22 protein-coding genes and 1 riboswitch are annotated in these 23,301 nt (G+C 65.3%); of the genes, 7 read left to right on the top strand and 15 right to left on the bottom strand.

Annotated features, from left to right (window positions below):
* Nucleotides 1–64: 64 nt before the first annotated feature.
* The 7 genes from F8197_RS27855 to thiC form a co-directional block, all read right to left on the bottom strand.
* Complete coding sequence (locus F8197_RS27855) at nt 65–694, bottom strand: ANTAR domain-containing response regulator (RefSeq protein ID WP_019924363.1); 630 nt, start codon at nt 692–694, stop codon at nt 65–67.
* A gap of 82 nt (nt 695–776) precedes the next feature.
* Entirely contained in the window at nt 777–1,409 is a 633-nt protein-coding gene (gene thiE, locus F8197_RS27850; RefSeq protein ID WP_152885286.1) for a thiamine phosphate synthase, read from the bottom strand.
* Between the two features lie 15 nt (nt 1,410–1,424).
* Complete coding sequence (locus F8197_RS27845; RefSeq protein ID WP_152885284.1) at nt 1,425–2,210, bottom strand: hydroxymethylpyrimidine/phosphomethylpyrimidine kinase; 786 nt, start codon at nt 2,208–2,210, stop codon at nt 1,425–1,427.
* Entirely contained in the window at nt 2,207–2,413 is a 207-nt protein-coding gene (locus F8197_RS27840; RefSeq protein ID WP_152885282.1) for a hypothetical protein, read from the bottom strand. Before F8197_RS27840 ends, F8197_RS27845 begins: the two co-directional genes overlap by 4 nt.
* Nucleotides 2,410–3,192, bottom strand: a complete 783-nt coding sequence (locus F8197_RS27835; protein WP_152885281.1) for a thiazole synthase — start codon at nt 3,190–3,192, stop codon at nt 2,410–2,412. Before F8197_RS27835 ends, F8197_RS27840 begins: the two co-directional genes overlap by 4 nt.
* 16 nt (nt 3,193–3,208) lie before the next feature.
* Nucleotides 3,209–3,412 carry a sulfur carrier protein ThiS gene (thiS, locus tag F8197_RS27830; RefSeq protein WP_056141646.1) on the bottom strand — a complete coding sequence of 68 codons (204 nt, stop codon included), beginning with the start codon at nt 3,410–3,412 and terminating at the stop codon, nt 3,209–3,211.
* Between the two features lie 13 nt (nt 3,413–3,425).
* On the bottom strand, nt 3,426–5,342 hold the full coding sequence (gene thiC / locus F8197_RS27825; RefSeq protein WP_152885279.1) for a phosphomethylpyrimidine synthase ThiC: 1,917 nt from the start codon (nt 5,340–5,342) through the stop codon (nt 3,426–3,428).
* A gap of 70 nt (nt 5,343–5,412) precedes the next feature.
* A riboswitch (TPP riboswitch) is annotated at nt 5,413–5,521 on the bottom strand.
* A 651-nt stretch (nt 5,522–6,172) separates the two neighbouring features.
* Between thiC and F8197_RS27820 the strand changes: the two genes are divergently transcribed.
* From F8197_RS27820 to F8197_RS27805, 4 genes are all read left to right on the top strand, one after another.
* Nucleotides 6,173–8,764, top strand: a complete 2,592-nt coding sequence (locus F8197_RS27820; RefSeq protein ID WP_373997005.1) for a diguanylate cyclase domain-containing protein — start codon at nt 6,173–6,175, stop codon at nt 8,762–8,764.
* 66 nt (nt 8,765–8,830) lie between these two features.
* Complete coding sequence (locus F8197_RS27815; RefSeq protein WP_152885275.1) at nt 8,831–11,626, top strand: valine--tRNA ligase; 2,796 nt, start codon at nt 8,831–8,833, stop codon at nt 11,624–11,626.
* Nucleotides 11,627–11,730: 104 nt separating this feature from the next.
* Nucleotides 11,731–13,278 carry a class I SAM-dependent methyltransferase gene (locus F8197_RS27810; protein WP_152885273.1) on the top strand — a complete coding sequence of 516 codons (1,548 nt, stop codon included), beginning with the start codon at nt 11,731–11,733 and terminating at the stop codon, nt 13,276–13,278.
* Nucleotides 13,279–13,318: 40 nt separating this feature from the next.
* On the top strand, nt 13,319–14,857 hold the full coding sequence (locus F8197_RS27805; RefSeq protein ID WP_152885272.1) for a class I SAM-dependent methyltransferase: 1,539 nt from the start codon (nt 13,319–13,321) through the stop codon (nt 14,855–14,857).
* A gap of 16 nt (nt 14,858–14,873) precedes the next feature.
* Here F8197_RS27805 and F8197_RS27800 read toward each other — a convergent pair whose 3' ends face one another.
* From F8197_RS27800 to F8197_RS27790, 3 genes are read right to left on the bottom strand one after another with little or no spacing between them, the layout of a single operon-like run.
* Nucleotides 14,874–15,842 carry a threo-3-hydroxy-L-aspartate ammonia-lyase gene (locus tag F8197_RS27800; RefSeq protein ID WP_152885270.1) on the bottom strand — a complete coding sequence of 323 codons (969 nt, stop codon included), beginning with the start codon at nt 15,840–15,842 and terminating at the stop codon, nt 14,874–14,876.
* Nucleotides 15,843–15,856: 14 nt separating this feature from the next.
* Entirely contained in the window at nt 15,857–16,483 is a 627-nt protein-coding gene (locus F8197_RS27795) for a transcriptional regulator (protein WP_152885268.1), read from the bottom strand.
* A gap of 19 nt (nt 16,484–16,502) precedes the next feature.
* Nucleotides 16,503–17,441 carry a pyridoxamine 5'-phosphate oxidase family protein gene (locus tag F8197_RS27790; RefSeq protein WP_152885265.1) on the bottom strand — a complete coding sequence of 313 codons (939 nt, stop codon included), beginning with the start codon at nt 17,439–17,441 and terminating at the stop codon, nt 16,503–16,505.
* A 101-nt stretch (nt 17,442–17,542) separates the two neighbouring features.
* Between F8197_RS27790 and F8197_RS27785 the strand changes: the two genes are divergently transcribed.
* Nucleotides 17,543–18,556, top strand: a complete 1,014-nt coding sequence (locus tag F8197_RS27785; RefSeq protein ID WP_227012450.1) for a LysR family transcriptional regulator — start codon at nt 17,543–17,545, stop codon at nt 18,554–18,556.
* Between the two features lie 116 nt (nt 18,557–18,672).
* Entirely contained in the window at nt 18,673–19,131 is a 459-nt protein-coding gene (locus F8197_RS27780; RefSeq protein WP_152885263.1) for a DUF2147 domain-containing protein, read from the top strand.
* A gap of 104 nt (nt 19,132–19,235) precedes the next feature.
* Here F8197_RS27780 and F8197_RS27775 read toward each other — a convergent pair whose 3' ends face one another.
* On the bottom strand, nt 19,236–20,003 hold the full coding sequence (locus tag F8197_RS27775) for a ThuA domain-containing protein (RefSeq protein WP_152885261.1): 768 nt from the start codon (nt 20,001–20,003) through the stop codon (nt 19,236–19,238).
* 90 nt (nt 20,004–20,093) lie between these two features.
* Here F8197_RS27775 and F8197_RS27770 point away from each other — a divergent pair, with 90 nt between their 5' ends.
* Entirely contained in the window at nt 20,094–20,474 is a 381-nt protein-coding gene (locus tag F8197_RS27770; protein WP_152885259.1) for a YbaN family protein, read from the top strand.
* A 6-nt stretch (nt 20,475–20,480) separates the two neighbouring features.
* Here F8197_RS27770 and F8197_RS27765 read toward each other — a convergent pair whose 3' ends face one another.
* The 4 genes from F8197_RS27765 to ruvC all read right to left on the bottom strand — a co-directional run bounded on the left by F8197_RS27765 (nt 20,481) and on the right by ruvC (nt 23,286).
* Nucleotides 20,481–20,939, bottom strand: coding sequence for a YaiI/YqxD family protein (locus F8197_RS27765; RefSeq protein WP_152885310.1), 459 nt, complete (start codon nt 20,937–20,939; stop codon nt 20,481–20,483).
* Nucleotides 20,939–21,997, bottom strand: coding sequence for a Holliday junction branch migration DNA helicase RuvB (ruvB, locus tag F8197_RS27760; RefSeq protein ID WP_152885257.1), 1,059 nt, complete (start codon nt 21,995–21,997; stop codon nt 20,939–20,941). Before ruvB ends, F8197_RS27765 begins: the two co-directional genes overlap by 1 nt.
* A gap of 108 nt (nt 21,998–22,105) precedes the next feature.
* Nucleotides 22,106–22,684 (bottom strand): Holliday junction branch migration protein RuvA, encoded by a 579-nt coding sequence (ruvA, locus tag F8197_RS27755; RefSeq protein ID WP_152885256.1) that lies wholly within the window; start codon nt 22,682–22,684, stop codon nt 22,106–22,108.
* A 29-nt stretch (nt 22,685–22,713) separates the two neighbouring features.
* The gene (gene ruvC, locus F8197_RS27750; RefSeq protein ID WP_056141688.1) at nt 22,714–23,286 is read right to left on the bottom strand and encodes a crossover junction endodeoxyribonuclease RuvC; all 573 of its coding nucleotides are present in this window, start codon (nt 23,284–23,286) and stop codon (nt 22,714–22,716) included.
* Between the last annotated feature and the right edge of the window lie 15 nt (nt 23,287–23,301).

The following is a 23,301-nucleotide window of genomic DNA, read 5'->3' as shown; positions in this document are numbered from 1 at the left end:
CCGCAGACAGTTCACAGTGTACAACAAAAATGCCGTAGAGCAAGCAGCTCGACGGCATTGCTGTCTATTTTTTCAGACGCTGGCTGAATGCAGCATGCAAGCCATTGAGGGTTTCTTCGGCCGCCAGCAACTGGTCGGCCACCTCGTTGACCTTGCGCCGGTTCGAGCGCGCATGGTCGCGCAACACTTCGAACGCGGTGTTGCGGTCGGTCTGGAATTTGCACATCAACAGGCCCACGGCCAGGCTGGTTTCGCGGCCGGCGGCCAGCGCCGCGTTCAGGTTCAACTCGGTGCGGCGCAGCTGGCGGATTTCGTCGGCGCGCGCCAGGCCGGCGGCAAACGCCGGCATCAGCTGCTTCTCGTCCACCGGCTTGACCAGGAAACCGACCGCGCCATACGAGGCGGCCTGCTTGCCGGCATCGGCATCGCCACGGCCGGACAGGAACATGAACGGCACCGAACTGGTGGCGTGCAACTGCTTGGCCAGTTCCAGGCCGGTCATGCCGGGCATGTGGATATCCAGCAGCGCCATATCGGGCTCGCGCTGGGCGATCAGTTGCAGCGCTTGCTCTGCCGACGAGGCCTTGAGGATGTCGTAACCGGCATGGCCGAGCACTTCGCCCAGGAAATCGAGCAATAACGGGTCGTCATCGACAATCAGGATGGGACGCTTCTGGGGCAGGGAATTGGGCATGTGGCGGCAACCTTGGGCTATTGCTAACGACCCCATTATAAAGCCGAAAAGCTTCCATCATTCAAGGTTTTCCTACGGAGCATTACCCCACTACAGGCCTGGAAAACAACGCCGCAAAAGCGTGCACCGCCCGCGCCACGCTGTCGGCCTGATAAACGCTGGTGATTGCCGCCACCATGTCGGCCCCGCGCGCGACCAGCGGCGCGGCGTTTTGCGGGGTCATGCCGCCGATCACCACGGTCGGCACGCGGATCACGGCGCGCGCCTGGTCGAGCAATTCGGGCTGTGTGACGAAGTCATATTTCTTGACCAGCGACGGATAAAAGCCGCCGAACGCCACGTAGCTGGCGCCGTCGTTCTGCGCGGCCACGGCCAGCGCCAGGTCGCCGTAGCACGAAGCGCCGATGATCTTGTCGGCGCCCAGTTGCGCGCGCACGGCAGCCACGCCGGCGTCGGTGCCGCCCAGGTGCACGCCGTCCGCACCGATTTCCTGGCACAGTTCGACAAAGTCGTTGACGATGAACGGCACGCCATAGCGCCGGCACAGCGCCAGCAGCGCCGTGGCCTGCGCGCGGCGCCGGGCCGGGCCGGCGTCCTTGTGGCGGTATTGCACCAGTGCGATGTTGTCACTGCCAGCTTGCAGCGCCTGCTCGGTCACGGCCAGCAGTTGGTCGGTGTCGTCCCAGTTGGGGGTGACCAGGTAAAGTCCTTGCATGATAGTCCTCTCAAATTAGCGCAGCGGCATGCGCTGGCCGGGGGCCACCGCGTAAGCGTCGCGCAGCGCGGTAAAACAGTAATACTGGGCCTGTTCCAGCGCGGCGATCACGGGCAGCCCCTGCGCCAGCAGGCCGGCAATGGCGGCAGCCAGCGTGCAGCCGCTGCCGTGGAACTGGCCCGGCAGGCGCTGCCACTGCCATTGGTGATCCACTTCGCCGTAACTGCGGTTGAGCAGGTACGGGCCATCGTCGTGGCCGCCCGTGATCAGCACGTTGCGGCAGCCCTGGCCGCGCAGCATGGCCGCTTGCGCCACACCTTCTTCCATACCGGTGAGGCGATAAGCCTCCGGTCCATTGGGCGTGAGCAATGTCACCAGCGCCAGCAACGGCGCCAGCGCGGCCACCGCGTCGCCGGGCGTGAGCACGTCACCGTGGCCGCTGGCCAGCACCGGGTCCAGCACCACCGGCAGTTGCGGCTGCGTGCGCCGCAGTGCGCGGATCACGTCGGCAATCGCCAGCGCGTTGGCGGCGCTGCCGGGGATACCGATCTTGACCGCGCTGATTGCCATCCTGGCGGTGAGCGCGCGCGCCTGGGCCAGCACCAGGTCGGCGGCCACCGGTTCGACCGCGTACACGCGGTCGTTATCCTGCACCGTGAGCGCGGTGCACACGGTAAGCGCATGCGCGCCCTGCGCCACTACCGCCTGCGCATCGGCCACCAGGCCGGCGCCGCCGGACGGATCGAGGCCGGCAAATACCAGCACGCACGGACGCCGGACCGGCGCAGTGACCGCACTCATTGGCGCGCGCGCCGCACGGTTGCCGGCGTCGCCGACGTCGTCGACCCGGCAACGGGCACGGCGCGCGCCGTCGCCAGTGCGCCGCCAACGGTTCCGATCATCGACGTCGCCGGCACGCCGCCAGCCATGCCCGCACGCGCGTCTGCCATCGCTATGCCGTAATGTTTCGCAGGCTTTGCGGGCGCCATCACGCGGGCGGTCATGCCAGCCGGCCCGCCATCGGCGACGACGGCGATGCGGCGAACTTGCGGGCGATGCGGCCGGCCAGGAATGCTTCGCGCCCGGCCTGCACGCCGAGCTTCATGGCGCGCGCCATGCGCACCGGGTCGCGGGCGCCGGCAATGGCCGTGTTCATCAGCACGCCGTCGCAGCCCAGTTCCATGGCGATCGCCGCGTCCGACGCCGTGCCCACGCCGGCATCGACCAGCACCGGCACCTTGGCCTGCTCGATGATCAGCGACAGATTCCACGGGTTGAGAATACCCATGCCGGAGCCGATCAGGGACGCCAGCGGCATCACCGCCACGCAACCGATGTCCTCCAAAATTTTGGCCTGGATCGGATCATCGCTGCAATACACCATCACGTCGAAGCCGTCCTTGACGAGTGCCTCGGCCGCGACCAGGGTTTCGGGCATGTGCGGGAACAGCGTTTTTTCGTCGCCGAGCACTTCGAGCTTGACCAGCTTGTGGCCATTCAAAAGCTCGCGCGCCATTTGCAGCGTGTAGATCGCGTCCCTGGCCGTGTAGCAGCCGGCCGTGTTGGGCAGTATCGTGTACTGCGACGGCGGCAGCACGTCGAGCAGGCTCGGCGCTTTCGGGTCCTGGCCGATGTTGACGCGGCGAATCGCCACGGTAATGATTTCCGCGCCGGCCGCATCGGTGGCCTCGCGCGTTTGCTGCAAGTCCCGGTACTTGCCGCTGCCGACCAGCAGCCGCGATTGATAGGTTTTTCCTGCGATGGTCAATAAGTCTTGGTTCATATAGCTTCCTTGATGTTCAGCCGCCGCCGATGGCGCGCACGATGTCCACTTTGTCCTGCGGCTGCAGCTCGCGCTGCGGCCACTGCTGGCGCGGCACCACCGCGCGGTTGACGGCCAGCGCCAGCGCCTGGCCCGTCAACGACAAGCCATCGACCAGCTGATCCAGCGTCTGGCGCGCCGGCACCGCGTGCGGCGCGCCATTCAATTCGATTTCGATCATCGATAGCGTCCCTTCACAACTTGCGATACAGCTCGGCGCCGTTCTTGATGAATTCCACCGCCTTCACCTGCATGCCCTGCGCCAGCGCAGCGCCGTCGGTCATGCCGTTGGCCGCCGCGTACTCGCGCACTTCCTGGGTGATCTTCATCGAGCAGAAATGCGGGCCGCACATCGAGCAGAAATGCGCGACCTTGGCCGAGTCTTTCGGCAGCGTCTCGTCGTGGAATTCGCGCGCCTTGTCGGGATCGAGTCCCAGGTTGAACTGGTCGTCCCAGCGGAATTCGAAGCGCGCTTTCGACAAGGCGTTGTCGCGGATCTGGGCGCCCGGGTGGCCCTTGGCCAGGTCGGCCGCGTGCGCGGCGATCTTGTACGTGATGATGCCGTCCTTGACGTCGTTCTTGTCGGGCAGCCCCAGGTGCTCCTTCGGCGTCACGTAGCACAGCATGGCCGTACCATACCAGCCGATTTGTGCGGCGCCGATACCGGACGTGATGTGATCGTAGCCGGGCGCGATGTCGGTGGTCAGGGGCCCCAGCGTGTAGAACGGCGCTTCGTGGCACTGTTCCAGTTGCAGGTCCATGTTTTCCTTGATCAGCTGCATCGGCACGTGGCCGGGGCCTTCGATCATTACCTGCACGTCGTGCTTCCAGGCGATTTGCGTGAGTTCGCCGAGGGTTTTCAGTTCGCCCAGCTGCGCTTCGTCGTTGGCGTCGTAGATCGAGCCGGGACGCAGGCCGTCGCCAAGCGAGAACGACACGTCATACGCCTTCATGATCTGGCAGATCTCTTCGAAGTGCGTGTACAGGAACGATTCCTGGTGGTGCGCCAGGCACCACTTGGCCATGATCGAACCGCCACGCGAGACGATGCCGGTCAGGCGCTTGGCAGTCAGCGGCACGTAGCGCAGCAGCACGCCGGCGTGGATGGTGAAGTAATCGACGCCCTGCTCCGCCTGCTCGATCAGGGTGTCGCGGAAGATTTCCCAGGTCAGGTCTTCGGCCTTGCCGTTGACCTTTTCCAGCGCCTGGTAAATCGGCACCGTACCGATCGGCACCGGGCTGTTACGGATGATCCATTCGCGCGTTTCGTGGATATGCTTGCCGGTGGACAGGTCCATCACGTTGTCGCCGCCCCAGCGGATGGCCCAGGTCATCTTTTCCACTTCCTCGCCGATCGAGGACGTGACCGCCGAATTGCCGATATTGGCGTTGATCTTGACCAGGAAATTGCGACCGATAATCATCGGCTCCACTTCCGGGTGGTTGATGTTGGCGGGGATGATGGCGCGGCCGCGGGCGATTTCGTCGCGCACGAATTCGGGCGTGATTTCCAGCGGAATGCTGGCGCCGAACGACTGGCCCGGGTGCTGGCGGCCCATCAAATCGGCCAGGCGCTGCCCCATCGGGCCGGAGTCTTTCAACTCGGTCAGGTACTCGCGGCGGCGCAGGTTTTCGCGGATCGCCACGTATTCCATTTCGGGCGTGACGATGCCCTGGCGGGCATAGTGCATCTGGGTGACGTTGCGCCCTTCCCGTGCGCGGCGCGGCAGCCGGTGCAAATTGAAACGCAGCTCGGCCAGCGCCGGATCGGCCAGGCGCGCCTGACCGTACTCGGACGTGGGACCGCTCAGTTCCTCGGTATCGTCGCGCTCGAGTATCCACGGCAGGCGCGGCGTGGCGGCCAGGCCCGAGCGGATGTCGATCACGGCCTCGGGGTCGGTATATGGGCCCGAGGTGTCGTACACGTACACCGGTGGGTTGGTCTCGAAGCCGAACGACGCGGGCGTGTCGGCCTGGGTGATGCGGCGCATCGGCACGCGCAGGTCGGGACGGCTGCCTTGTATGTAGACTTTGCTGGAATTGGGCAGCGGGTGGATTGCTGCCTGGTCCACCGTGGCGGTGGCGGACAGGAATTTCTGGTGGGCGTTCATGTGGCTCCTTGGTTGGCTACAGGAGCCAGCAAAGGAGGTAGGACGACACCAGTACCCACAAAAACCGTGGCGGCGTTGTCCTGAGCTTCCCTTCGCTGGCATTATCCAGATCAGGTTCGGAGGGTATTTCTCACCCGCGCCACAGCTGTATGCCGTGCGCAGGACCCCTAGCGTGTGCCGCCCGGCATAGGTCACCGGGCAGCGCGACGATTATAACCGCGCCATGCCGATTGTGCGACCCCGTATTGACAGCAGCGTGCTCGTAGCAAAAACGCCACAACCAGCACGCCACGCTGGGGTATAGTGACCTCATGCCAAGAAGCAATACTTACCGCTGTTCCGTCCTGCCGGTGCGCGCCGCCCGCGGCAGTGCGGACGCTGCATGGGCGCTGCTGCTGGCGATCACGGCCATCGTGCTGCTCCTTGCCAGCGCCACCGAGGCCCAAGCCCAAGGTGCCGAGCGCTGGGCGCCCCTGGCGCATACCGCTTTCAAGCACCACCAGCATGCCGACATGTCCGGCGCCGAAGCAATCGTTCAGGACCGCCAGGGATTTGTGTGGATCGGTACCCAGGCCGGGCTACTGCGCTGGGACGGCACCCGGCACATCCGGTACCTGGCCGACCCCGACCGGAGCGACACCCTGCCCGACAGCTATATCCTGAGCCTGCACATCGACAGCCGCGAACGGCTGTGGGTCGGCATGAATTCGGGCGGCGTGGCGCGCTACGATGCCGAGCGCGATACCTTTGTCCGCTATCGCACCGGCACCGGCATGGACGGCCAGGCCAATGGCGATGGCAGCGCCATCGCCGACGACGGCACCGGCGGGGTGCTGGTCGGCCATGGCACCGGCATCGACCGCATCGACGCTTCCGGCGCGGTCAGCCACCTGACCTATGCCGAGGGTACCATCCCGGCAGGCGGTATCAACCGGCTGCTGCGCGCCGCCGATGGCCGGCTCTGGATAGGCACCGAGCGCGGCCTGTTCCTGCTGGACGCCCAGCGGCGCCTGCGGCCGGTGGCCCTCGGTGACGCGGGGTTGCCGGCGCTGGCGGTCATTGTGCTGTTCCAGGACAGCGCCGGCCGCATCTGGATCGGCACCCGCGCCAACGGCGCGTTCCTGCTCGACCCGGCAACGCTGCAAGCTGCGCCCGTGCAAGAGCACGGGCCGGCGGCGTCGCTGCCCACCGACCGCGTGACGGCGATCATCGAAGTGGCGCCCGACGAACTGTGGTTCGGCACCGACGGCGGTGCGGGCGGCATCCTGGTATTCGATGCCCGCAGCGGCGCCTCGCGCCGTATTCGCCACAGCGCCGATGCGGCGGACAGCCTGCCCGACAACAACATCATGACCATGTTCCGCGAGCGCGGCGGCATCGTGCTGGTCGCCACCATGGGCTGCGTCAGTCAGCACGGACCGGTGACCGGGGCAATCACCACGGTGCGCCACCTAGGCCAGGCAGGCAGCGGCATCCTGAGCGTGCCGGCCATGATGCAGGCGCCGGACGGACGCATGTGGCTGTCGATTGCCGGCGGTGGCGTGGCGATCGTCGACCCGGTCAGTGGCCGCGTGACCACCGTGCCCGACCTGGCCAAGGGCCGGGTGCTGGCGATTGCGCCCGGCCCCGATGGCGACATCTACCTCGGCACCCAGCAAGGCCTGTACCGCGCCGACGCCGACGGCCGCCGCGCACGCCTGGTGCCAGTACCAGGGCGCGGGCCGGACGTGGAAGTGTGGGCGCTGGCCTGGAGCGACCGGGTGCTGTGGCTCGGCGGTCTCGATGGCGTCTGGGCGCTGCAGCTGCAGGCCCCTGGCGGACGCGACATGCTGCGCCTGCTGCGCCACGAAATGCTGCGCCTGGGCGACCACCGCGTCACTGCCCTGCTGGCAGCCGGTAACGATCTCTGGGTAGGCACCCGCACCGGGGTAGCGCGGCTCGACCGCTACGACCATGCCGCCATCGGCGTCGAGGTGCTTCCTACCGAGCTGGCCACGCCCGACCGCCTGGCGCCCGGCTACGTGTCGTCGTTGCTGGTGGACCGCCAGGGGCGGCTGTGGCTGTCGAACTTCGGCACCGGCGTGATCCTGCTTGAACGCACCGATGCCGATGGAAGGCGGCGCATGCGCCGGTTTGGCCGGCAGCAGGGCATGCCCGACAATGGCGTCAACAAGCTGCTGGAGGACGGCGACGGCGCCATCTGGGCCAGCACCGAGACCGGCCTGGCGCGCATCGATCCGCGCACCCTGGCGGTCATGCCGCTCGGTGCTGGCGACGGCGTGCAGGTGCCCGTGTACTGGACCAATTCCGGCACCCGGACTGCTGCGGGCGAACTGGTGTTCGGAGGTTTGACAGGCCTGACCGTGTTGCGTCCACGCGCGCTGGCGCCATGGCGCTACGCGCCGCCGGTCGCGGTCACCCGCATCCTGCTGGGCGACCGCGAAATCCCGGGCAGCATCTACAACCTCGCCGGCCGCAAGGCTGCGCCGATCACGGTCACGCCGGAAGGACGCGAGCGCGGCTTCTCGCTTGAATTCGCCGCGCTCGACTATTCTGCGCCCGAACGCAACCGCTATGCCTACCAGCTCAAGGGCTTCGATCGCGACTGGATCGCCACCGACGCCGCCACCCGCCGCGCCAGTTATACCAACCTGCCGCCGGGCGACTACATGCTGCTGCTGCGCGGCTCGAACCGCAGCGGTGAATGGTCGGCGCCGCTGGAGGTGCCGGTGCGGGTGCTCACCGCGTGGCACCAGCAACCGTGGGCGCGCCTGGGCGCGGTGCTGCTGGCAGCGGCGCTGCTGGCCGGCCTGATGCAGCTACGCACCAGGTACCTGCGCCGGCGCCAGCGCGAACTGGAGGCGATGGTGCAAGCGCGCACCGCCGAACTACGCGCCACCCAGGCGCAGCTGGAAACCCTGGCCTACAGCGATGCCCTCACCGGCCTGGCCAACCGGCGCCTGTTCAGCGACGAGCTGCGCCTGCTGGTGGCGCAGACCGAGCGCGGCGGCCCGGCATTCACCCTGCTGCTGATCGATCTCGACCACTTCAAGCCGGTCAACGACACCTACGGCCACGACGCCGGCGACGCCCTGCTGGTGGCGGCCGCCGGACGCCTGCTGGCGGCGGTGCGCGAGTCGGACCGGGTGTTCCGCCTGGGCGGCGACGAGTTCGCCGTCTTGCTGGGCCAGGCCACCGACCGCGCCACCCTGGAGCCCATGTGCGCGCGCATGCTGCACGACCTGGCCCAACCGCTGCTGCTGCCCGCCGGGGCGACGATCGAGATCAGCGCCAGCGTGGGCGCGGCGGTGCACCAGCGCGGCCACAGCCACGAACAGCTCTACAAGCAGGCCGACGTGGCGCTGTACCGCGCCAAGGCGGCGGGGCGCAATGCCTGGTGGCTGGCCGAAGACCCGGGTTAGGCCGCTGCGCGCAGCGGCGGCTGCGTCATCTATAATGGCTGTTTTCGCACATTACTCTGCCCAATCATGGAATTAGCCAAGTCTTTCGAGCCTGCCGACATTGAACAATTCTGGCGTACGGAGTGGGAATCGCGCGGTTACTACACCGCCACCCTCGACGCCGGCAAACCTTCTTTCAGCATCCAGCTGCCGCCGCCGAACGTCACCGGCACCCTGCACATGGGCCACGCGTTCAACCAGACCATCATGGATGGCCTGACGCGCTACCACCGCATGCTGGGCCATAACACGGCCTGGATCCCCGGCACCGACCACGCCGGCATCGCCACCCAGATCGTCGTCGAGCGCCAGCTCGACGCGCAAAAGATTTCGCGCCACGACCTCGGCCGCGACGAATTCATCAAGCGCGTGTGGGAGTGGAAGGAAAAATCGGGTTCCACCATCACCGGCCAGATGCGCCGCCTGGGCGCCTCGCCCGACTGGCAGCGCGAATACTTCACCATGGACGACACCCGCTCGAAGGTCGTTACCGACGTCTTCGTGCGCCTGCACGAGCAGGGCCTGATCTACCGTGGCAAGCGCCTGGTCAACTGGGACCCGGTGCTGGGCACCGCCGTCTCCGACCTCGAAGTGGTGTCGGAAGAAGAAGACGGCTCGATGTGGTACATCAAGTACCCGCTGGCCGACGGCTCGGGCACCATTACCGTGGCGACCACCCGTCCGGAAACCATGCTGGGCGACGTCGCCGTGGCGGTCGATCCGACCGACGAGCGCTATGCTGCGCTGGTCGGCAAGATGCTGACCCTGCCGCTGGTCGGTCGCGAAATCCCGATCATCGCCGACGAATATGTCGACAAGGCGTTCGGTACCGGCTGCGTGAAAATCACCCCGGCGCACGACCAGAACGACTACGCGGTCGGCCAGCGCCACCAGTTGCCGATGCTGTCGATCTTCACGCTCGAAGCGAAGATCAACGACGAAGCGCCCGAGCAATATCGCGGCATGGACCGTTTTGTCGCGCGCAAGCAGATCGTTGCCGACCTCGAAGCGGCCGGCCTGCTCGAAGAAGTCAAAAAGCACAAGCTGATGGTGCCGCGCGGCGACCGTACCGGCGTGGTCATCGAACCGATGCTCACCGACCAGTGGTTCGTCGCCATGAGCAAACCGGCGCCCGAAGGCACGTTCTTCCCCGGCAAATCGATTGCCGAAACCGCGCTGGAAAAAGTGGCCAGCGGCGACATCAAGTTCGTCCCTGAAAACTGGAGCAACACGTACAACCAGTGGCTCAACAACATCCAGGACTGGTGCATCTCGCGCCAGCTGTGGTGGGGCCATCAAATCCCGGCGTGGTACGACGAAGCCGGCAATATTTTTGTCGCCAAGACCGAAGCCGAAGCGCTGGTCAAGCAGCAGGCGGCCGGCAGCACCGGTCCGCTGCGCCGCGATGCCGACGTGCTCGACACCTGGTTCTCGTCGGCGCTGGTGCCGTTCTCCACCCTGGGCTGGCCTGAAGAAACACCTGACTTGAAGGCTTTCTTGCCGTCGTCGGTGCTGGTCACCGGCTTCGACATCATCTTCTTCTGGGTGGCGCGCATGGTGATGTTCACCCTGCACTTCACCGGCAAGGTACCGTTCGAGACCGTGTACGTGCACGGCCTGGTGCGCGACTCGACCGGCCAGAAAATGTCCAAGTCGAAAGGCAATACGCTCGACCCGATCGACCTGATCGACGGCATCGGCATCGATGCGCTGGTGGCCAAACGCACCACCGGCCTGATGAACCCGAAAGACGCGGTCAAGATCGAAAAGGCCACGCGCAAGGAATTCCCGGAAGGCATCGCCGCCTACGGCACCGACGCCGTGCGCTTTACCATGGCGTCGTACGCTTCGCTGGGCCGCAACATCAACTTCGACCTCGGCCGCGCCGAAGGCTACCGCAACTTCTGCAACAAGCTGTGGAACGCCACCCGCTTCGTGCTGATGAACACGGAAGAGAAGGATTGCAGCGCCAGCGACGCCGACCTGTCGAACGCCGACAAGTGGATCATCTCGCTGCTGCAAAAGGCCGAGCTGGATGTGGCCAAGGGTTTCGAAGACTACCGCTTCGACAACATCGCTTCCACCATCTACAAGTTCGTGTGGGACGAGTACTGCGACTGGTACCTGGAAGTAGCCAAGGTGCAGGTACAACACGGCACCGAAGGGCAGCAACGCGCCACCCGCCACACGCTGCTGCGCGTGCTGGAAGTGGTGCTGCGCCTGGCGCATCCGGTCATCCCGTTCGTCACCGAAGCGCTGTGGCAGGCGGTAGCGCCGCTGGCCGGCAAAACCGGTGCGTCCATCATGATGCAGCCGTACCCGATCGCCAACACCGCCAATATCGATGAGTCGGCTGAAGCGTGGATGCTGCAACTGAAATCGCTGATCGACGCCACCCGCAACCTGCGCGGCGAAATGCAGCTGGCGCCGTCGCTGCGCGTGCCGCTGATCGTCGAGCCGGCCAACGCTGCCGACAAAGAGGCGCTGGCACTGTGCGCGCCGTACATCCAGGCGCTGGGCAAGCTGGCCGAAGTGCAGATCGTCGATGCCCTGCCCGATTCGCCGGCAGCAGTGGCAATTGTCGGCACGACCAAGCTGATGCTCAAGGTCGAGATCGATGTGAAAGCGGAACGCGAGCGCCTGGCCAAGGAAATCACGCGCGTGGAAGGCGAAATCGCCAAGGCCAACGGCAAGCTGTCGAACGAGAGTTTCGTCGCCCGCGCGCCGGTGGAAGTGGTGGCGCAGGAGAAGGAACGCGTTGCCAACTTCTCGGCCACGCTGGACAAGATGCGCGAGCAACTGGCCAAGCTGCCGGCGGCCTGATTCCTGATCCTGGCACGAAAGCCGCCTGCGGGCGGCTTTTTTTTCGCCCACGCGCCCAGCCTTCACTGCTAGAATAATATGATATTCCTTTAACAAGGCTAGCGATGACGCAGTGGACCGGTGGCTATGTGGACGGGATCGACTACACCCACGGCTACTATCGCGAACTCGGTCCGTTGCACGCGGCCATGGCGCTGGCCCATGCCGGCGTGCGCATGCCCACGGTCGGCCACGCGTGCGAACTCGGTTTCGGCCAGGGCCTGTCCACCAACATCCACGCGGCCGCCAGCAACGTCGCCTGGTACGGCACCGATTTCAATCCGTCGCAGGCCCGATTTGCCGCCCACCTGGCGCAGGCGGCCGACAGCGGCGCGCAACTGGTGGACCAGTCGTTTGCCGACTATTGCGCACGCCCTGATCTGCCCGATTTCGACTTCATCGCGCTGCACGGCATCTGGAGCTGGGTGTCGCCAGACAACCGGGCGCTGCTGCTCGACTTCGTGCAACGCAAGCTCAAACCCGGCGGCGTGCTCTACCTGAGTTACAACTGCCATCCCGGCGGTGCACCGATGGTGCCGGTGCGCGAACTGCTGAGCGGCTATGCCGCGCGCATGACGGCGCCGGGCGCCGGCATCGATCGCCGCATTGACGCTGCACTGGCGTTCGCCGGCAAGTTGCTGGCCACCCGCCCCGCCTACCTGGAAGCGCATCCGCAACTGGCCGAACGCGTGGCAGCTCTGCAACAGCAGGACCGCCGCTACCTGGCCCATGAATATTTCAACCAGGACTGGCAACCGGTCAGTTTTGCCGAGCAGGCGGCCACGCTGGGCGCGGCAGGCCTCGAATTCGCGTGTGACGCCCACCACCTCGACCAGATCGGCTTGCTCAACCTGAGCGCAGCGCAACGTGCATTGCTGGCGCAATTGCCCGACCCGGTGCTGTGTCAGGGCGTGCGCGACTTGATGATGAACCAGAACTTCCGCCGCGACTACTGGGTCAAGAGCGCCGACCGGCAGCGCCTGGCTCCTGCCGAGCACGACGCCGCGCTGCGCGGCCAGCGCGTGGTGATGGTGATGCCGCGCGCCGATGTCGAACTCCGGGTGCGGACCAGCACCTTCGATATCGCGCTGAACCAGGCCGCCTACACGCCGCTGCTCGACCTGCTGCAAGACCACCAGCCGCGCACCGTGGCCGAAATCGAGCGCGCGGTACCGATGCGCGGTGGCTTGCGCCTGCTGTACGAGGCGATCTTCATCCTGTGCGGCACCGGCGTGCTGGCGCCCGCGCAGGCCCCTGTCACGGTGGCCGCCGCGCGGGCGGGCAGCCGCCGGCTGAACCTGGCACTGTGGGCGCGCGCGCGCGACAGCGACGACATCAGCTACCTGGCGTCGCCGGTCATCGGCGGCGGCCTGGCCATGCCCCGCATTCTGCAACTGTTTCTGCTCGCACAGTCGCAAGGCGTGCGCGGTGCGGCGGCCTGGAGCGAGTTTGCGTGGGCCATCGTGGCCGGCCAGGAGATGCCGCTACAGCGCGACGGCCAGCCGCTGACCACCGCCGCCGACCAGCTGGCCGAACTGCGGCGCAAGGCGGAAATTTTCGAAAGCGCGTACCTGGCCATGTACCAGCTGCTGGGCATCGCCGATACTGCGTGATGCATTTAAATATTATCAAGTCAAACCAAGGAATCGCACCATGAACGACTGGATCGGCGGCGATGTCGCAGATCTCAACTACACCCACGTCTACTACCAGGAACTCAGCCCCTTGCGGATTGCCATGGCCTTCGCCAGCGCCGGTCTGCAAACGCCGGCGAGCGGGATAGCCTGCGAACTCGGCTTCGGCCAGGGTGTCTCCGCCAATATCCACGCGGCCGCCGGCATCACCCGCTGGCACGGCACCGACTTCAATCCGGCCCAGGCGGCGTTCGCGCGCGATCTGGCCGCAGCCTCGGGCAATGGCGCGCAACTGGTGGACCAGTCGTTTGCCGAATTCGTCGTCCGCGACGACCTGCCCGACTTCGACTACATCTGCGTGCACGGCATCTGGTGCTGGGTGTCGCCCGCGAACCAGGCGCTGATCGTCGACTTCGTGCGCCGCAAGCTCAAGGTGGGCGGCGTGCTCTTCATCAGCTACAACTGCCAGCCCGGCTGGGCGCCGATGGCGCCGGTGCGCGGCTTGCTCACCAGTTATACTAATATCATGACCGCCCCCGGCGCCGGCCGCACCCAGCGCATCGACAGCGCGCTCGATTTCACCGACCGCCTGCTGGAAACCACACCCGCCTATTTCGCCGCTTATCCGCGCGTGGCGGAACGATTGAAGTCGCTGCGCGCGCAAAACCGTCAATACCTGGTGCACGAATACTTCAGCCGCGACTGGCAGCCGACGAGCTTTGCCGAGATGGCGGACATCCTCGGGGAAGCCAAGCTCACCTATGCCTGCTCGGCCCAGTATCTCGACCACATCGTCGAACTGAACTTGAGCCGGCCCCAGCATGCGCTGCTGGCCGAGCTGACCGACCCGGTCTTCTTCCAGAGCGTGCGCGACTTCATGGTCAACCAGAATTTCCGCTGCGATTACTGGGTCAAGGGCGCGCGCCCGCTGTCGCTGCTGGAAAAGGCCGAAGCCATGCGCCGCCAGCGCGTGGTGCTGGTGGCGCCACCGCATTTGTTCGAGCTGAAAATCACGGGCCGCGCCATTGAAGGCCAGTTGAGCGAAGCGATCTACCTGCCGCTGCTGCAACTGCTGGCGGACTACCAGCCGCACACGGTGGGCGAACTGGAAGCGGCGTTGGCGGACCAGGGCCTGACGCTGACGCAGGTGTTCGAGGCAATGCTGATGATGATCGGCAAAGGCAATGTGATGCTGGCGCAGGAAGCGGATGCCATCGAGGCCGCCACTGCCACCGCCCAGCGCCTGAACCTGGCCCTGTTCGAGCATGCGCGCAGCAGCGAGGAAATCGCCTTTATCGCGTCGCCGGTGCTGGGCGCAGGCGTGTCGGCGCCGCGCATCGTGCAGCTGTTCCTGCTGGCGCATGTGCAAGGCTTGCGCGGCGTGGCCGCCCTCACCGACTTCGTGTGGAACACGCTGTCGTCGCAGGATCACCGCATAGTCAGGGACGGCGTGCGGCTCGATGACCCGGCCGACAGCATTGCCGAAATCACGCTGCAGGCCGAACGCTTCGAGAAAGACTTCCTGGCGATGTACCTGGCGCTGCGCGTCATCGCCTGATCGCCTGATCGCCTGGTTATTGCGCCAGCAACTCGGCGTAACGCGCCACGTCGACGTTGCCGCCGCTGATGATGATGCCCACGCGCTGGCCTTGCAGCTGCTCTTTCATGGCGCGCGCGGCAGCCAGGCCCAGGCAGCCGGTCGGTTCCACCACGAGCTTCATGCGCGCGGCAAAGAAACGCATTTCCGCGCGCAACTGCGCATCGCTCACGGTCACAATATCGTCAACATCGCGGCGGATGATGGGGAACGTCAGGTTGCCCAGGTGCTGGGTCTGGGCGCCGTCGGCGATCGTCTTCGGGGTGTCGATGTGGACGATGCTGCCGCTGCGGAACGATTGCTGGCCGTCATTGCCCGCTTCCGGCTCCACACCGTACAGTTTGGTGGCCGGCGACAAGGCACGCGTGGACAGCGCCGAACCGCTCAGCAACCCGCCGCCACCGAGGCACACGAACAGCGTGTCGAGCGAGCCCACTTCCTCGAACAGCTCCTTGGCGGCCGTGCCCTGGCCGGCGATCACGTCGGCGTGGTCGTACGGCGGAATGAGCGTGAGGCCACGCTGCTGCGCCAGGTCGCGGCCGATCTGTTCGCGGTCTTGCGTGTAGCGGTCGTACAGCACCACTTCCGCGCCATAGCCACGGGTGGCGGCGATTTTCGATGGCGGCGCATCGTGCGGCATGACGATGGTGGCCGGGATGCCGGTCAGCTGCGCCGACAAGGCAATGCCCTGCGCATGGTTGCCGGACGAGAAAGCCACGACACCGGCACGGCGCTGCCCGGCATCGAACTTGGCCAGCGCGTTATACGCGCCGCGGAACTTGAACGCGCCCATGCGCTGCAAGTTTTCACACTTGAAAAACACTTCGGCGCCCAGCTCGCTGTTGGCGGTGCGCGAAGTCATTACCGGCGTGCGGTGGGCAACGCCGGCAATGCGTTCCGATGCAGCAACCACATCGGCATAGGTGGGCAGAGTTTGATCGGTCATGATGGTTTCCTTGATTAACGGGCGTCGTTGTAGACGGTGGCACGGGAGACGTTGAGGTAGGCGGCAACGATGTCCATCGCGCGCCGCACGTCGGACAGGCCGCTGTCCTTCAGTTCGCGCATCAGCGCGCGGCGCTCGTCGGCCTTGAGCGCGCGCGGCGTGGTGCCGTGGCGGGCGGCAAAGTCGTCGATGCGCAGGCGGATGGCGTCGGCGCCGGTGGGCTGCAGGGTATCGTTGACGGCGGCGACCGTGTCCACGCTGCCGAACTGGGTCAGCATGGTGTTGAGGCTGCGGAACACGGTGAGATCGACATTCAGGCACAGCGCCGCCACGTAGCGGCCGTCGCTGTCCTTGATGCCGACCGACGTGCTCTTGGCCAGGCGGCCGTCCGGGAAGGTATTCGGGTAGTTGGCGATCACCTGGTCGAAGTCGGGATCGGCCGCGCGCGCCAGCCCCAGCTCGGTAGCCGGCTCGCCCACGCTGCGCCCGGACAGGTTGTTATGAATCGCCAGAATGGCGTGCTCGGGCTCGGTCAGGTCATGCAGCACCACTTCGCAAAAAGGCGCCAGCGTCTTGCCCAGGCCATCGGCCACCTGCTGGAGCTGGGCCAGCAGGTTCTGGTGTTCGGAAGTTTTTTTCATCCAAACATATTATCTTGTTTTAGACTTTTTGTACAATACCTGGATTGAATGGCGATGCGTCGAGGTATTCCCATTCCAGCGCCAGCGGCATGTCGCGCAGCAGCCATTGTTCCACCTTGAAATCGAGCGAGCGCCCGGTGTCGCCGTCGAGATGGCCGGGGGCAAGCTCGTGCCATTGCAGCGTGACGGTGCCCGTCAGTTGCAGCAGGCGGCCCTTGTCGAAGTCGGGAATGATCAGCCCCGCATGGGGATCGACCGCGAAGTTGCCCAGCGTGTTGAACATGCTGTTGCCGTGATAATCGGGGATGCGCAAGGTGTGCTCGTCCAGCAGTTGCACGAAACCGCGGTTGCCGCCCCGGTGCGAGGCATCGGCGCCGCTGTCGGCGTGATGGCTGGCGATGAACACGGTATCGGCCTGGCGCACGATCTCTGCCACGGCGCCGCGCAGTACGGTGCCGCCGGCGGCCTGCTGCGGCAACACGCGCGGACCTGGCTGACTGCGCTGGCGCAACTGGCGGCGCTGGATGTACTGCGGGCAGTTCGGATACGCTTCCCGCACTTCAACCTCGACATGGCGCCCGTTGAGATGGCGGACCACGCCATTGACGCGGTAGCGGCGGCGCTTGCCGAGGTCGATGAACAGCATGCCCAGTTGCCCGCCCACGGCCAGGTTGGCCCACAGCGGATCGGCGGCATCACGCGCGGCAGCCGGCGCCTCGATCAGCACCGCGTCGCCGTCCGCGTGGACAAAGCCCGGTTGGCCGAACAGCATCGACGACCACATCCGTCCGGCGCTGTCCGCACTGGCCAACACCACCATGAAATGGCCGGCAATGAACGGCCGCGCGCCCGCCATCACGGTGGCAGAGATCATCCCGGTGCGCTGCTCGGCGATATGGCGCTGCCCGGCGCGTTGCTGCACGGCCAGCTCGCCGGCATGAAAAGTATGGTCGTCCATGGTCTGTCTCCCGATCGATTGCTGATGTTGTCATTGTGCGAAATAATGGGCCACGCGAGAATAGCCGCGCTGCGACAATCACCGTTTCGCCTGGAGAAAGAATGGACCAGTTTCACCTGATGAATGTTTTTGTTGCCACGGGCGAGGAAGCCAGCTTTGCCAGGGCGGCGCGGCGCCTGGACCTGTCGCCGGCAGCCGTCACCCGCGCCATTGGCGCGCTCGAGGAACAGTTGGGCGTCAAGCTCCTGCAGCGCACCACGCGCCACGTGCGCCTGACCGAGGCGGGCCAGCGCTACCTCGACGACAGCCGCACCATCCTGGCCAGCCTCGAGGAAGCCAACCAGGCTGCCGCCGGCATCAACGCAGCGCCCCGTGGCAACCTGTCGGTGACGGCGCCGGTATTGTTCGGCAAATTATTCGTGATGCCGGGCATCGTGCAATTCCTGGACAGGTATCCCGAGGTGGACGTGTCCGCCTGGTTCCTCGACCGCGTGGTCAACCTGGTCGATGAAGGCATGGACGTGGCCGTGCGCATCGGTCACCTGCCCGACTCCGGCCTGAAGGCGGCGCGCGTGGGCCAGGTGCGGCGCGTGCTGTGCGCGGCGCCCGCCTATCTCGACCGCCACGGCGTGCCCGCCGACCCGGCCGACCTGTCACGGCACACCATCATCTCCGCCAATCACATGTCGCCGCGCGTGGAATGGAAGTTCGGCGCGCAGGACGACCCGACTACGGTACGCCTGCACGCGCGCCTGACGGTCACCAGCAATGATGCGGCCATCACCGCAGCCGTCGCCGGGCTCGGCATCTGCCGCCTGCTGTCCTACCAGGTGGCCGACGACGTCGCTGCCGGCCGCCTGCGCATCCTCCTGGCCGAGCACGAGGAAACCCCGTGGCCGGTGCACGTGGTGCACCGCGAGGGCAAGTTCGGCTCATCGAAGGTGCGGTACTTCATCGACCTGCTGGTGGCCCACCTGCGCGCGCATCCGTACCTGCGCGACCTGCCGAAGGCCGAGCTGCACCTGCTCGACACCGGTCACTTCGCACTGGAAGAAGACAGCGCTGCCATTGGCGCCCTGATGCGCGATTTTCTCGGTCGTCACGTCAAGCGCTAACCGGGTGGCGGACCGGTGTGCGGTTTTCGACACCGTCCTCTAATCCAGGCGTATCGGTGCGCCGCAGTGCGGGACAGTTCGTATAATGGTCCAACAACAACCATTGGAGACCGATCATGAAACTGCTTGCCGCCACGGCTGCCGCCGCCACCGCCCTGCTCGCTTTTGCCGCCCCGCTTGCGCACGCCGCCGACCTGGCGTCGCCGGTGGGACTGTGGCAAAACATCGACGACGAGACCAACAAGCCCAAGGCGCTGATCCGCATCACCGACACCAACGGCACTCTGCAAGGCCAGATCGAAAAACTGTACCGCGATGCCGGCGAAGACCAGAATCCGCTGTGCGTGAAATGCGAAGGCGCCAAGAAGGACCAGCCGATCACCGGCATGGTCATCCTCACCGGCCTGAAGAAAGACGGCGACGAATACACGGGCGGCGAAATCCTCGACCCGGCCAAGGGCAAAACCTACAAGAGCAAGATGCACCTGACCGACGGCGGCAAAAAGCTCAGCGTACGCGGCTACATCGGCACGCCGATGCTGGGCCGCACGCAAACCTGGGTACGGCAGGACTGATTCAACTGCCTGCAACGACAACCAGCCGGCGTGATGCCGGCTTTTTTACGCCGCTCAGGGAACCGATGCGTTGGGCGCACGATAGCGGTGCGCGTGCGCCACGCCTACTGCTGTATGCCCTTGCCGGTGGCGGTCCAGTAAATGCCGCCCATCAGGTGCGCCAGGTATTGCGGGTCGCGGTACATTTCGCCGTTGTGGCCCAGCGAGGTGACGAATACCCGCCCCTTTTCAACCTGGTGATACCACGCCACCGGGTGGTCGCGGCCCATGCCTTGCGTGGTCTGGCCGGGCCAGATTTTGGTCGGGTCGTAGGTGCTTTCATCGACGTTCAGCACCGGGTGGATCGCGATGTTGTGGGGATTGTCGAAGATGTACCATTCGTCGCTCCAGATCCAGCGGTCGGGAATGCCGAATGTTGCCGGGAATTTTTTATCGACCACGTACGCCACGCCGGTTTGCAGCATCGGGTGGTTGCCCACCCGGCGGCCCACCAGCTTTTCAAACCACGGCCAGGTGTTGGGCGGAATGATCAGCGAGCGGTGCACCAGCATGGCGTTGCCGCCGCCGCGCATATAGTCCTCGAACTTTTTACGGCGCGCTTCGTTCAGTTCCTCGCCCGGCGTGTTGAGGAACATGATGGTGGCGTACTGTTTGAGATCGCCATCGAACGCCTCGGGTCGGTGCGTGTACACCACCTCGAACGCGTGCAGCTTGCCCAGCTTTTCCAGACTGTCGCGGGCGATCGGGATGTATTCGTAGTGGTATTTGCCGGGCATGGCAAACACCAGTATCTTGTACTGGTCGTCGGCGCGGCTGGGCGCGGCCAGCAGCAAGGTGGCGATAGCCAGCACGGCCAGCAGGATTTTTCGCATGGTTGTCTCCGTGATTTTGATCTAGTTAGCGCTAACATCGGACTGATCAATATACACGTTTTTACTACGCAAGTGATACGATTCTCGACGATGAAAATATTCCTGATCTTGGTGGGTTGGATCGCCGTGGCGCTCGGTGTGCTGGGCATCTTCCTGCCGCTGCTGCCGACCACGCCGTTCCTGCTGCTCGCCTCCGCCTGCTTCGCGCGCGGCTCCTCGCGCATGCACAACTGGCTGCAAACCAACCGCGTGTTCGGCAAATACCTGCGCGACTATGAAAACGGCCACGGCATGCCGCTGCGCGCCAAGGTCTGGGTGCTGATCTTCATGTGGTGCTCGATGGGGTATTCGATGTGGCGCCTGCAGCATTTGCCGGCGTTGCAAGTGCTGCTGGTGGTGATCGGCGCTGGCGTGACGATCTATCTGACGCGCTTCGTGCCGACCATGGTGATGGCGAAAAAGCCGGAGTAAGCCAGACTAAACCGGCGGCGTCGCATGCTTGCGCAAGTGCCGGTCCAGGCTGTTGGCAAAGCTCTGGCGGTCGCTCTGGCTGAAGGCGGCCGGGCCGCCGGTATCGACCCCACTGCCGCGCAGCTCATCCATGAAGGCGCGCATGGTCAGCATCTGGGCGATGTTATCGTTGGTGTAGAACTCGCCGCGCGGGTTGAGCGCAAAGCCGCCCTTCTTCAATACATCGGACGCCAGCGGAATGTCGCCCGTTACCACCAGGTCGCCCGGTGCCAGCAGGCGCACGATTTCCTGGTCGGCCACGTCGGCGCCGGACGGCACTTGCACCGAACGGATAAAGCGCGACGGCGGCACTCTGAGTAACTGGTTGGCTACCAGCGTGACCTGCAACTGCATGCGGTCGGCCACGCGGTACAGGATATCTTTTACGACAGCCGGACAGGCATCGGCATCGACCCAAATCTGCATCACAGGTCCGCCCACAGTTCGCCGTTGGGGCTGGTGCGCGGGGGCGTCACGCCGAAGTGGCGGTAGGCGGCCGGCGTGGCTACCCGGCCGCGCGGCGTGCGCTGCAAAAAGCCTTGCTGGATCAGATAGGGTTCGAGCACGTCTTCGATGGTGTCGGCCGCTTCGCCGATGGCTGCCGCCAGGTTGCCGATACCCACCGGGCCGCCGCCGAACTTGAACAGCACCGCTTCGAGCAGCTTGCGGTCCATCACGTCGAAGCCGACGGTATCGACATCGAGCATGACCAGCGCGGCATCGGCCGTGGCCTTGGTGATGTCGCCATTGCTTTTCACTTCCGCGTAGTCGCGCACGCGGCGCAGCAGGCGGTTGGCGATACGCGGCGTGCCGCGCGCGCGGCGGGCGATTTCCACGGCGCCGTCGGGGTGGATATTGGCCTTGAGCAGCGCGGCGCTGCGGGTGACGATCTTGGTCAGTTCCTCGGTGTTATAAAACTCGAGGCGGGCGACGATGCCGAAACGGTCGCGCAGCGGATTGGTCAACATGCCGGCGCGCGTGGTGGCGCCGACCAGCGTAAACGGTTGCAGGTCGAGCTTGACGGAGCGCGCAGCCGGGCCTTCGCCGATCATGATATCGATCTGGTAGTCTTCGAGCGCCGGGTACAGGATTTCCTCGACCACCGGCGACAGGCGGTGGATCTCGTCGATGAACAACACGTCGTTCGCTTCGAGGTTGGTCAGAATCGCGGCCAGGTCGCCCGGACGCTCGAGCACCGGGCCCGACGTCTGGCGCAGGTTGACGCCCATTTCGCGGGCAATGATGTTGGCCAGCGTGGTCTTGCCGAGGCCAGGCGGACCGAACAGCAAAGTGTGGTCAAGCGCCTCGCTGCGGTTGCGCGCGGCGGCAATAAAAATCTCGAGCTGGTCGCGGATCTTGGACTGCCCGACATATTCATCGAGAAGCTTGGGACGCAGGGCCCGTTCGATGGCCTCTTCGTTGGGCGACGTGGGCGCTGCGTCGATAATGCGCTGTTCGGTGAAGCTGTCGGTCTGGATGCTCATGCGTTACTTGGTCGTGGTGAATTGGTGCGAAATGCATGCAAAACAGGCGGATCCCGGCTTGCCAATGCACAGTGTAGGCTAGTTTGCGCAAACCGCCCAGCCAGTACATCACCCCTTGGATAACGCCTTCAACGCCTGCTTGATACCGTCCGACACGCCGGCGCCCGCCGGGACGGTTTTGAGCGCCAGCAGCGCTTCCTTGTCGGAGTAGCCCAGCGCCAGCAGCGCGTTGAGGATGTCCGATTGCGAGTCGGGGACCGATGGCGCGCCGCCGGCGCCGAGGTCCGCGCCCAGCTTGCCTTTCAATTCGAGCAGCAGGCGCTCGGCGGTTTTCTTGCCGATGCCGGGTACCTTGATCAGGCGGCCCGATTCCTGCAGCGTCACCGCCTGCGCCAGGTCGGCGATCGACATGCCGGACAAGATCGACAACGCGGTGCGCGCGCCGACGCCGCTGATCTTGATCAGCAAACGGAACACGGCGCGCTCGTCGGCATGGCCAAAGCCGAACAGCAAATGGGCGTCCTCGCGGATGGCCTGGTGGGTAAACAGCACCACCTTCTCGCCCACGTTGGGCAGGTTGTAGAACGTGCTCATCGAAACATCGACTTCGTAGCCGACGCCGCCGCAATCGACCAGCAATTGCGGCGGATTTTTTTCAAGCAAAATACCGGAGAGACGACCGATCATCGTGTGGACACCTTGTGAATGGGGATAAATTAGCCGACCAGGCGACCACGCTTCATGCGCAGGCCGGCCAGCGGACCGCCCAGCGCAGTGGCGCCTGCGGTGGTGGTCTTGATGCCGGCGCTGGCGATCAGGGTCAGCGTGTCGCGGCTGTGGGCGTGGCAGATGGCAATGCCGAGCGCGTCGGCGGCGTCGGTGCCGGGCAGGCCGGGCAGCGACAGCAACCGCGCCACCATGTCCTGCACCTGCGACTTGACGGCGCGGCCCGTGCCGACGACTGCCTGCTTGATCTGGGTAGGCGAATATTCGGCCACCGCCAGGTTGGCCGACACCAGCGCGCAAATCGCCGCGCCACGGGCCTGGCCCAGCAGCAAAGTAGATTGCGGATTGACGTTGACGAACACCTGCTCGATGGCCGAGCACTCGGGCTGGTAAATGCGCGCGACTTCAGCCACGCCGTCCAGGATCACCTTGAGGCGGGTAGGCAAATTGCCCTCGCCGCTCTTGATGGTGCCGGAAGCAATGTAGCGCAACTTGGCGCCCTGCTTGTGGATGACGCCAAAGCCGGTAGTGCGCAGGCCGGGGTCGATGCCGAGAATAATCATGCCGGGATTGTACTA

This window comes from Duganella sp. FT27W, assembly GCF_009295655.1.
Taxonomy (GTDB): domain Bacteria; phylum Pseudomonadota; class Gammaproteobacteria; order Burkholderiales; family Burkholderiaceae_D; genus Rugamonas; species Rugamonas zoogloeoides.
The sequence above is the reverse complement of the archived record's forward strand: the minus strand, read 5'-3'. Positions and strand labels throughout refer to the sequence as shown.

Excerpts from the sequence above, each read along its gene's own strand:
- F8197_RS27840 (WP_152885282.1), bottom strand. The coding sequence starts at position 2,413 with ATGACCGCCCGCGTGATGGCGCCCGCAAAGCCTGCGAAACATTACGGC.
- F8197_RS27790 (WP_152885265.1), bottom strand. The coding sequence starts at position 17,441 with ATGGACGACCATACTTTTCATGCCGGCGAGCTGGCCGTGCAGCAACGC.
- F8197_RS27845 (WP_152885284.1), bottom strand. The coding sequence starts at position 2,210 with ATGAGTGCGGTCACTGCGCCGGTCCGGCGTCCGTGCGTGCTGGTATTT.
- thiS (WP_056141646.1), bottom strand. The coding sequence starts at position 3,412 with ATGATCGAAATCGAATTGAATGGCGCGCCGCACGCGGTGCCGGCGCGC.
- F8197_RS27815 (WP_152885275.1), top strand. The coding sequence starts at position 8,831 with ATGGAATTAGCCAAGTCTTTCGAGCCTGCCGACATTGAACAATTCTGG.
- F8197_RS27855 (WP_019924363.1), bottom strand. The coding sequence starts at position 694 with ATGCCCAATTCCCTGCCCCAGAAGCGTCCCATCCTGATTGTCGATGAC.
- F8197_RS27765 (WP_152885310.1), bottom strand. The coding sequence starts at position 20,939 with ATGCAGATTTGGGTCGATGCCGATGCCTGTCCGGCTGTCGTAAAAGAT.
- ruvA (WP_152885256.1), bottom strand. The coding sequence starts at position 22,684 with ATGATCGGTCGTCTCTCCGGTATTTTGCTTGAAAAAAATCCGCCGCAA.
- F8197_RS27780 (WP_152885263.1), top strand. The coding sequence starts at position 18,673 with ATGAAACTGCTTGCCGCCACGGCTGCCGCCGCCACCGCCCTGCTCGCT.
- F8197_RS27785 (WP_227012450.1), top strand. The coding sequence starts at position 17,543 with ATGGACCAGTTTCACCTGATGAATGTTTTTGTTGCCACGGGCGAGGAA.
- thiC (WP_152885279.1), bottom strand. The coding sequence starts at position 5,342 with ATGAACGCCCACCAGAAATTCCTGTCCGCCACCGCCACGGTGGACCAG.
- ruvC (WP_056141688.1), bottom strand. The coding sequence starts at position 23,286 with ATGATTATTCTCGGCATCGACCCCGGCCTGCGCACTACCGGCTTTGGC.
- F8197_RS27795 (WP_152885268.1), bottom strand. The coding sequence starts at position 16,483 with ATGAAAAAAACTTCCGAACACCAGAACCTGCTGGCCCAGCTCCAGCAG.
- F8197_RS27835 (WP_152885281.1), bottom strand. The coding sequence starts at position 3,192 with ATGAACCAAGACTTATTGACCATCGCAGGAAAAACCTATCAATCGCGG.
- F8197_RS27810 (WP_152885273.1), top strand. The coding sequence starts at position 11,731 with ATGACGCAGTGGACCGGTGGCTATGTGGACGGGATCGACTACACCCAC.
- thiE (WP_152885286.1), bottom strand. The coding sequence starts at position 1,409 with ATGCAAGGACTTTACCTGGTCACCCCCAACTGGGACGACACCGACCAA.
- F8197_RS27805 (WP_152885272.1), top strand. The coding sequence starts at position 13,319 with ATGAACGACTGGATCGGCGGCGATGTCGCAGATCTCAACTACACCCAC.
- F8197_RS27775 (WP_152885261.1), bottom strand. The coding sequence starts at position 20,003 with ATGCGAAAAATCCTGCTGGCCGTGCTGGCTATCGCCACCTTGCTGCTG.
- F8197_RS27800 (WP_152885270.1), bottom strand. The coding sequence starts at position 15,842 with ATGACCGATCAAACTCTGCCCACCTATGCCGATGTGGTTGCTGCATCG.
- F8197_RS27770 (WP_152885259.1), top strand. The coding sequence starts at position 20,094 with ATGAAAATATTCCTGATCTTGGTGGGTTGGATCGCCGTGGCGCTCGGT.
- ruvB (WP_152885257.1), bottom strand. The coding sequence starts at position 21,997 with ATGAGCATCCAGACCGACAGCTTCACCGAACAGCGCATTATCGACGCA.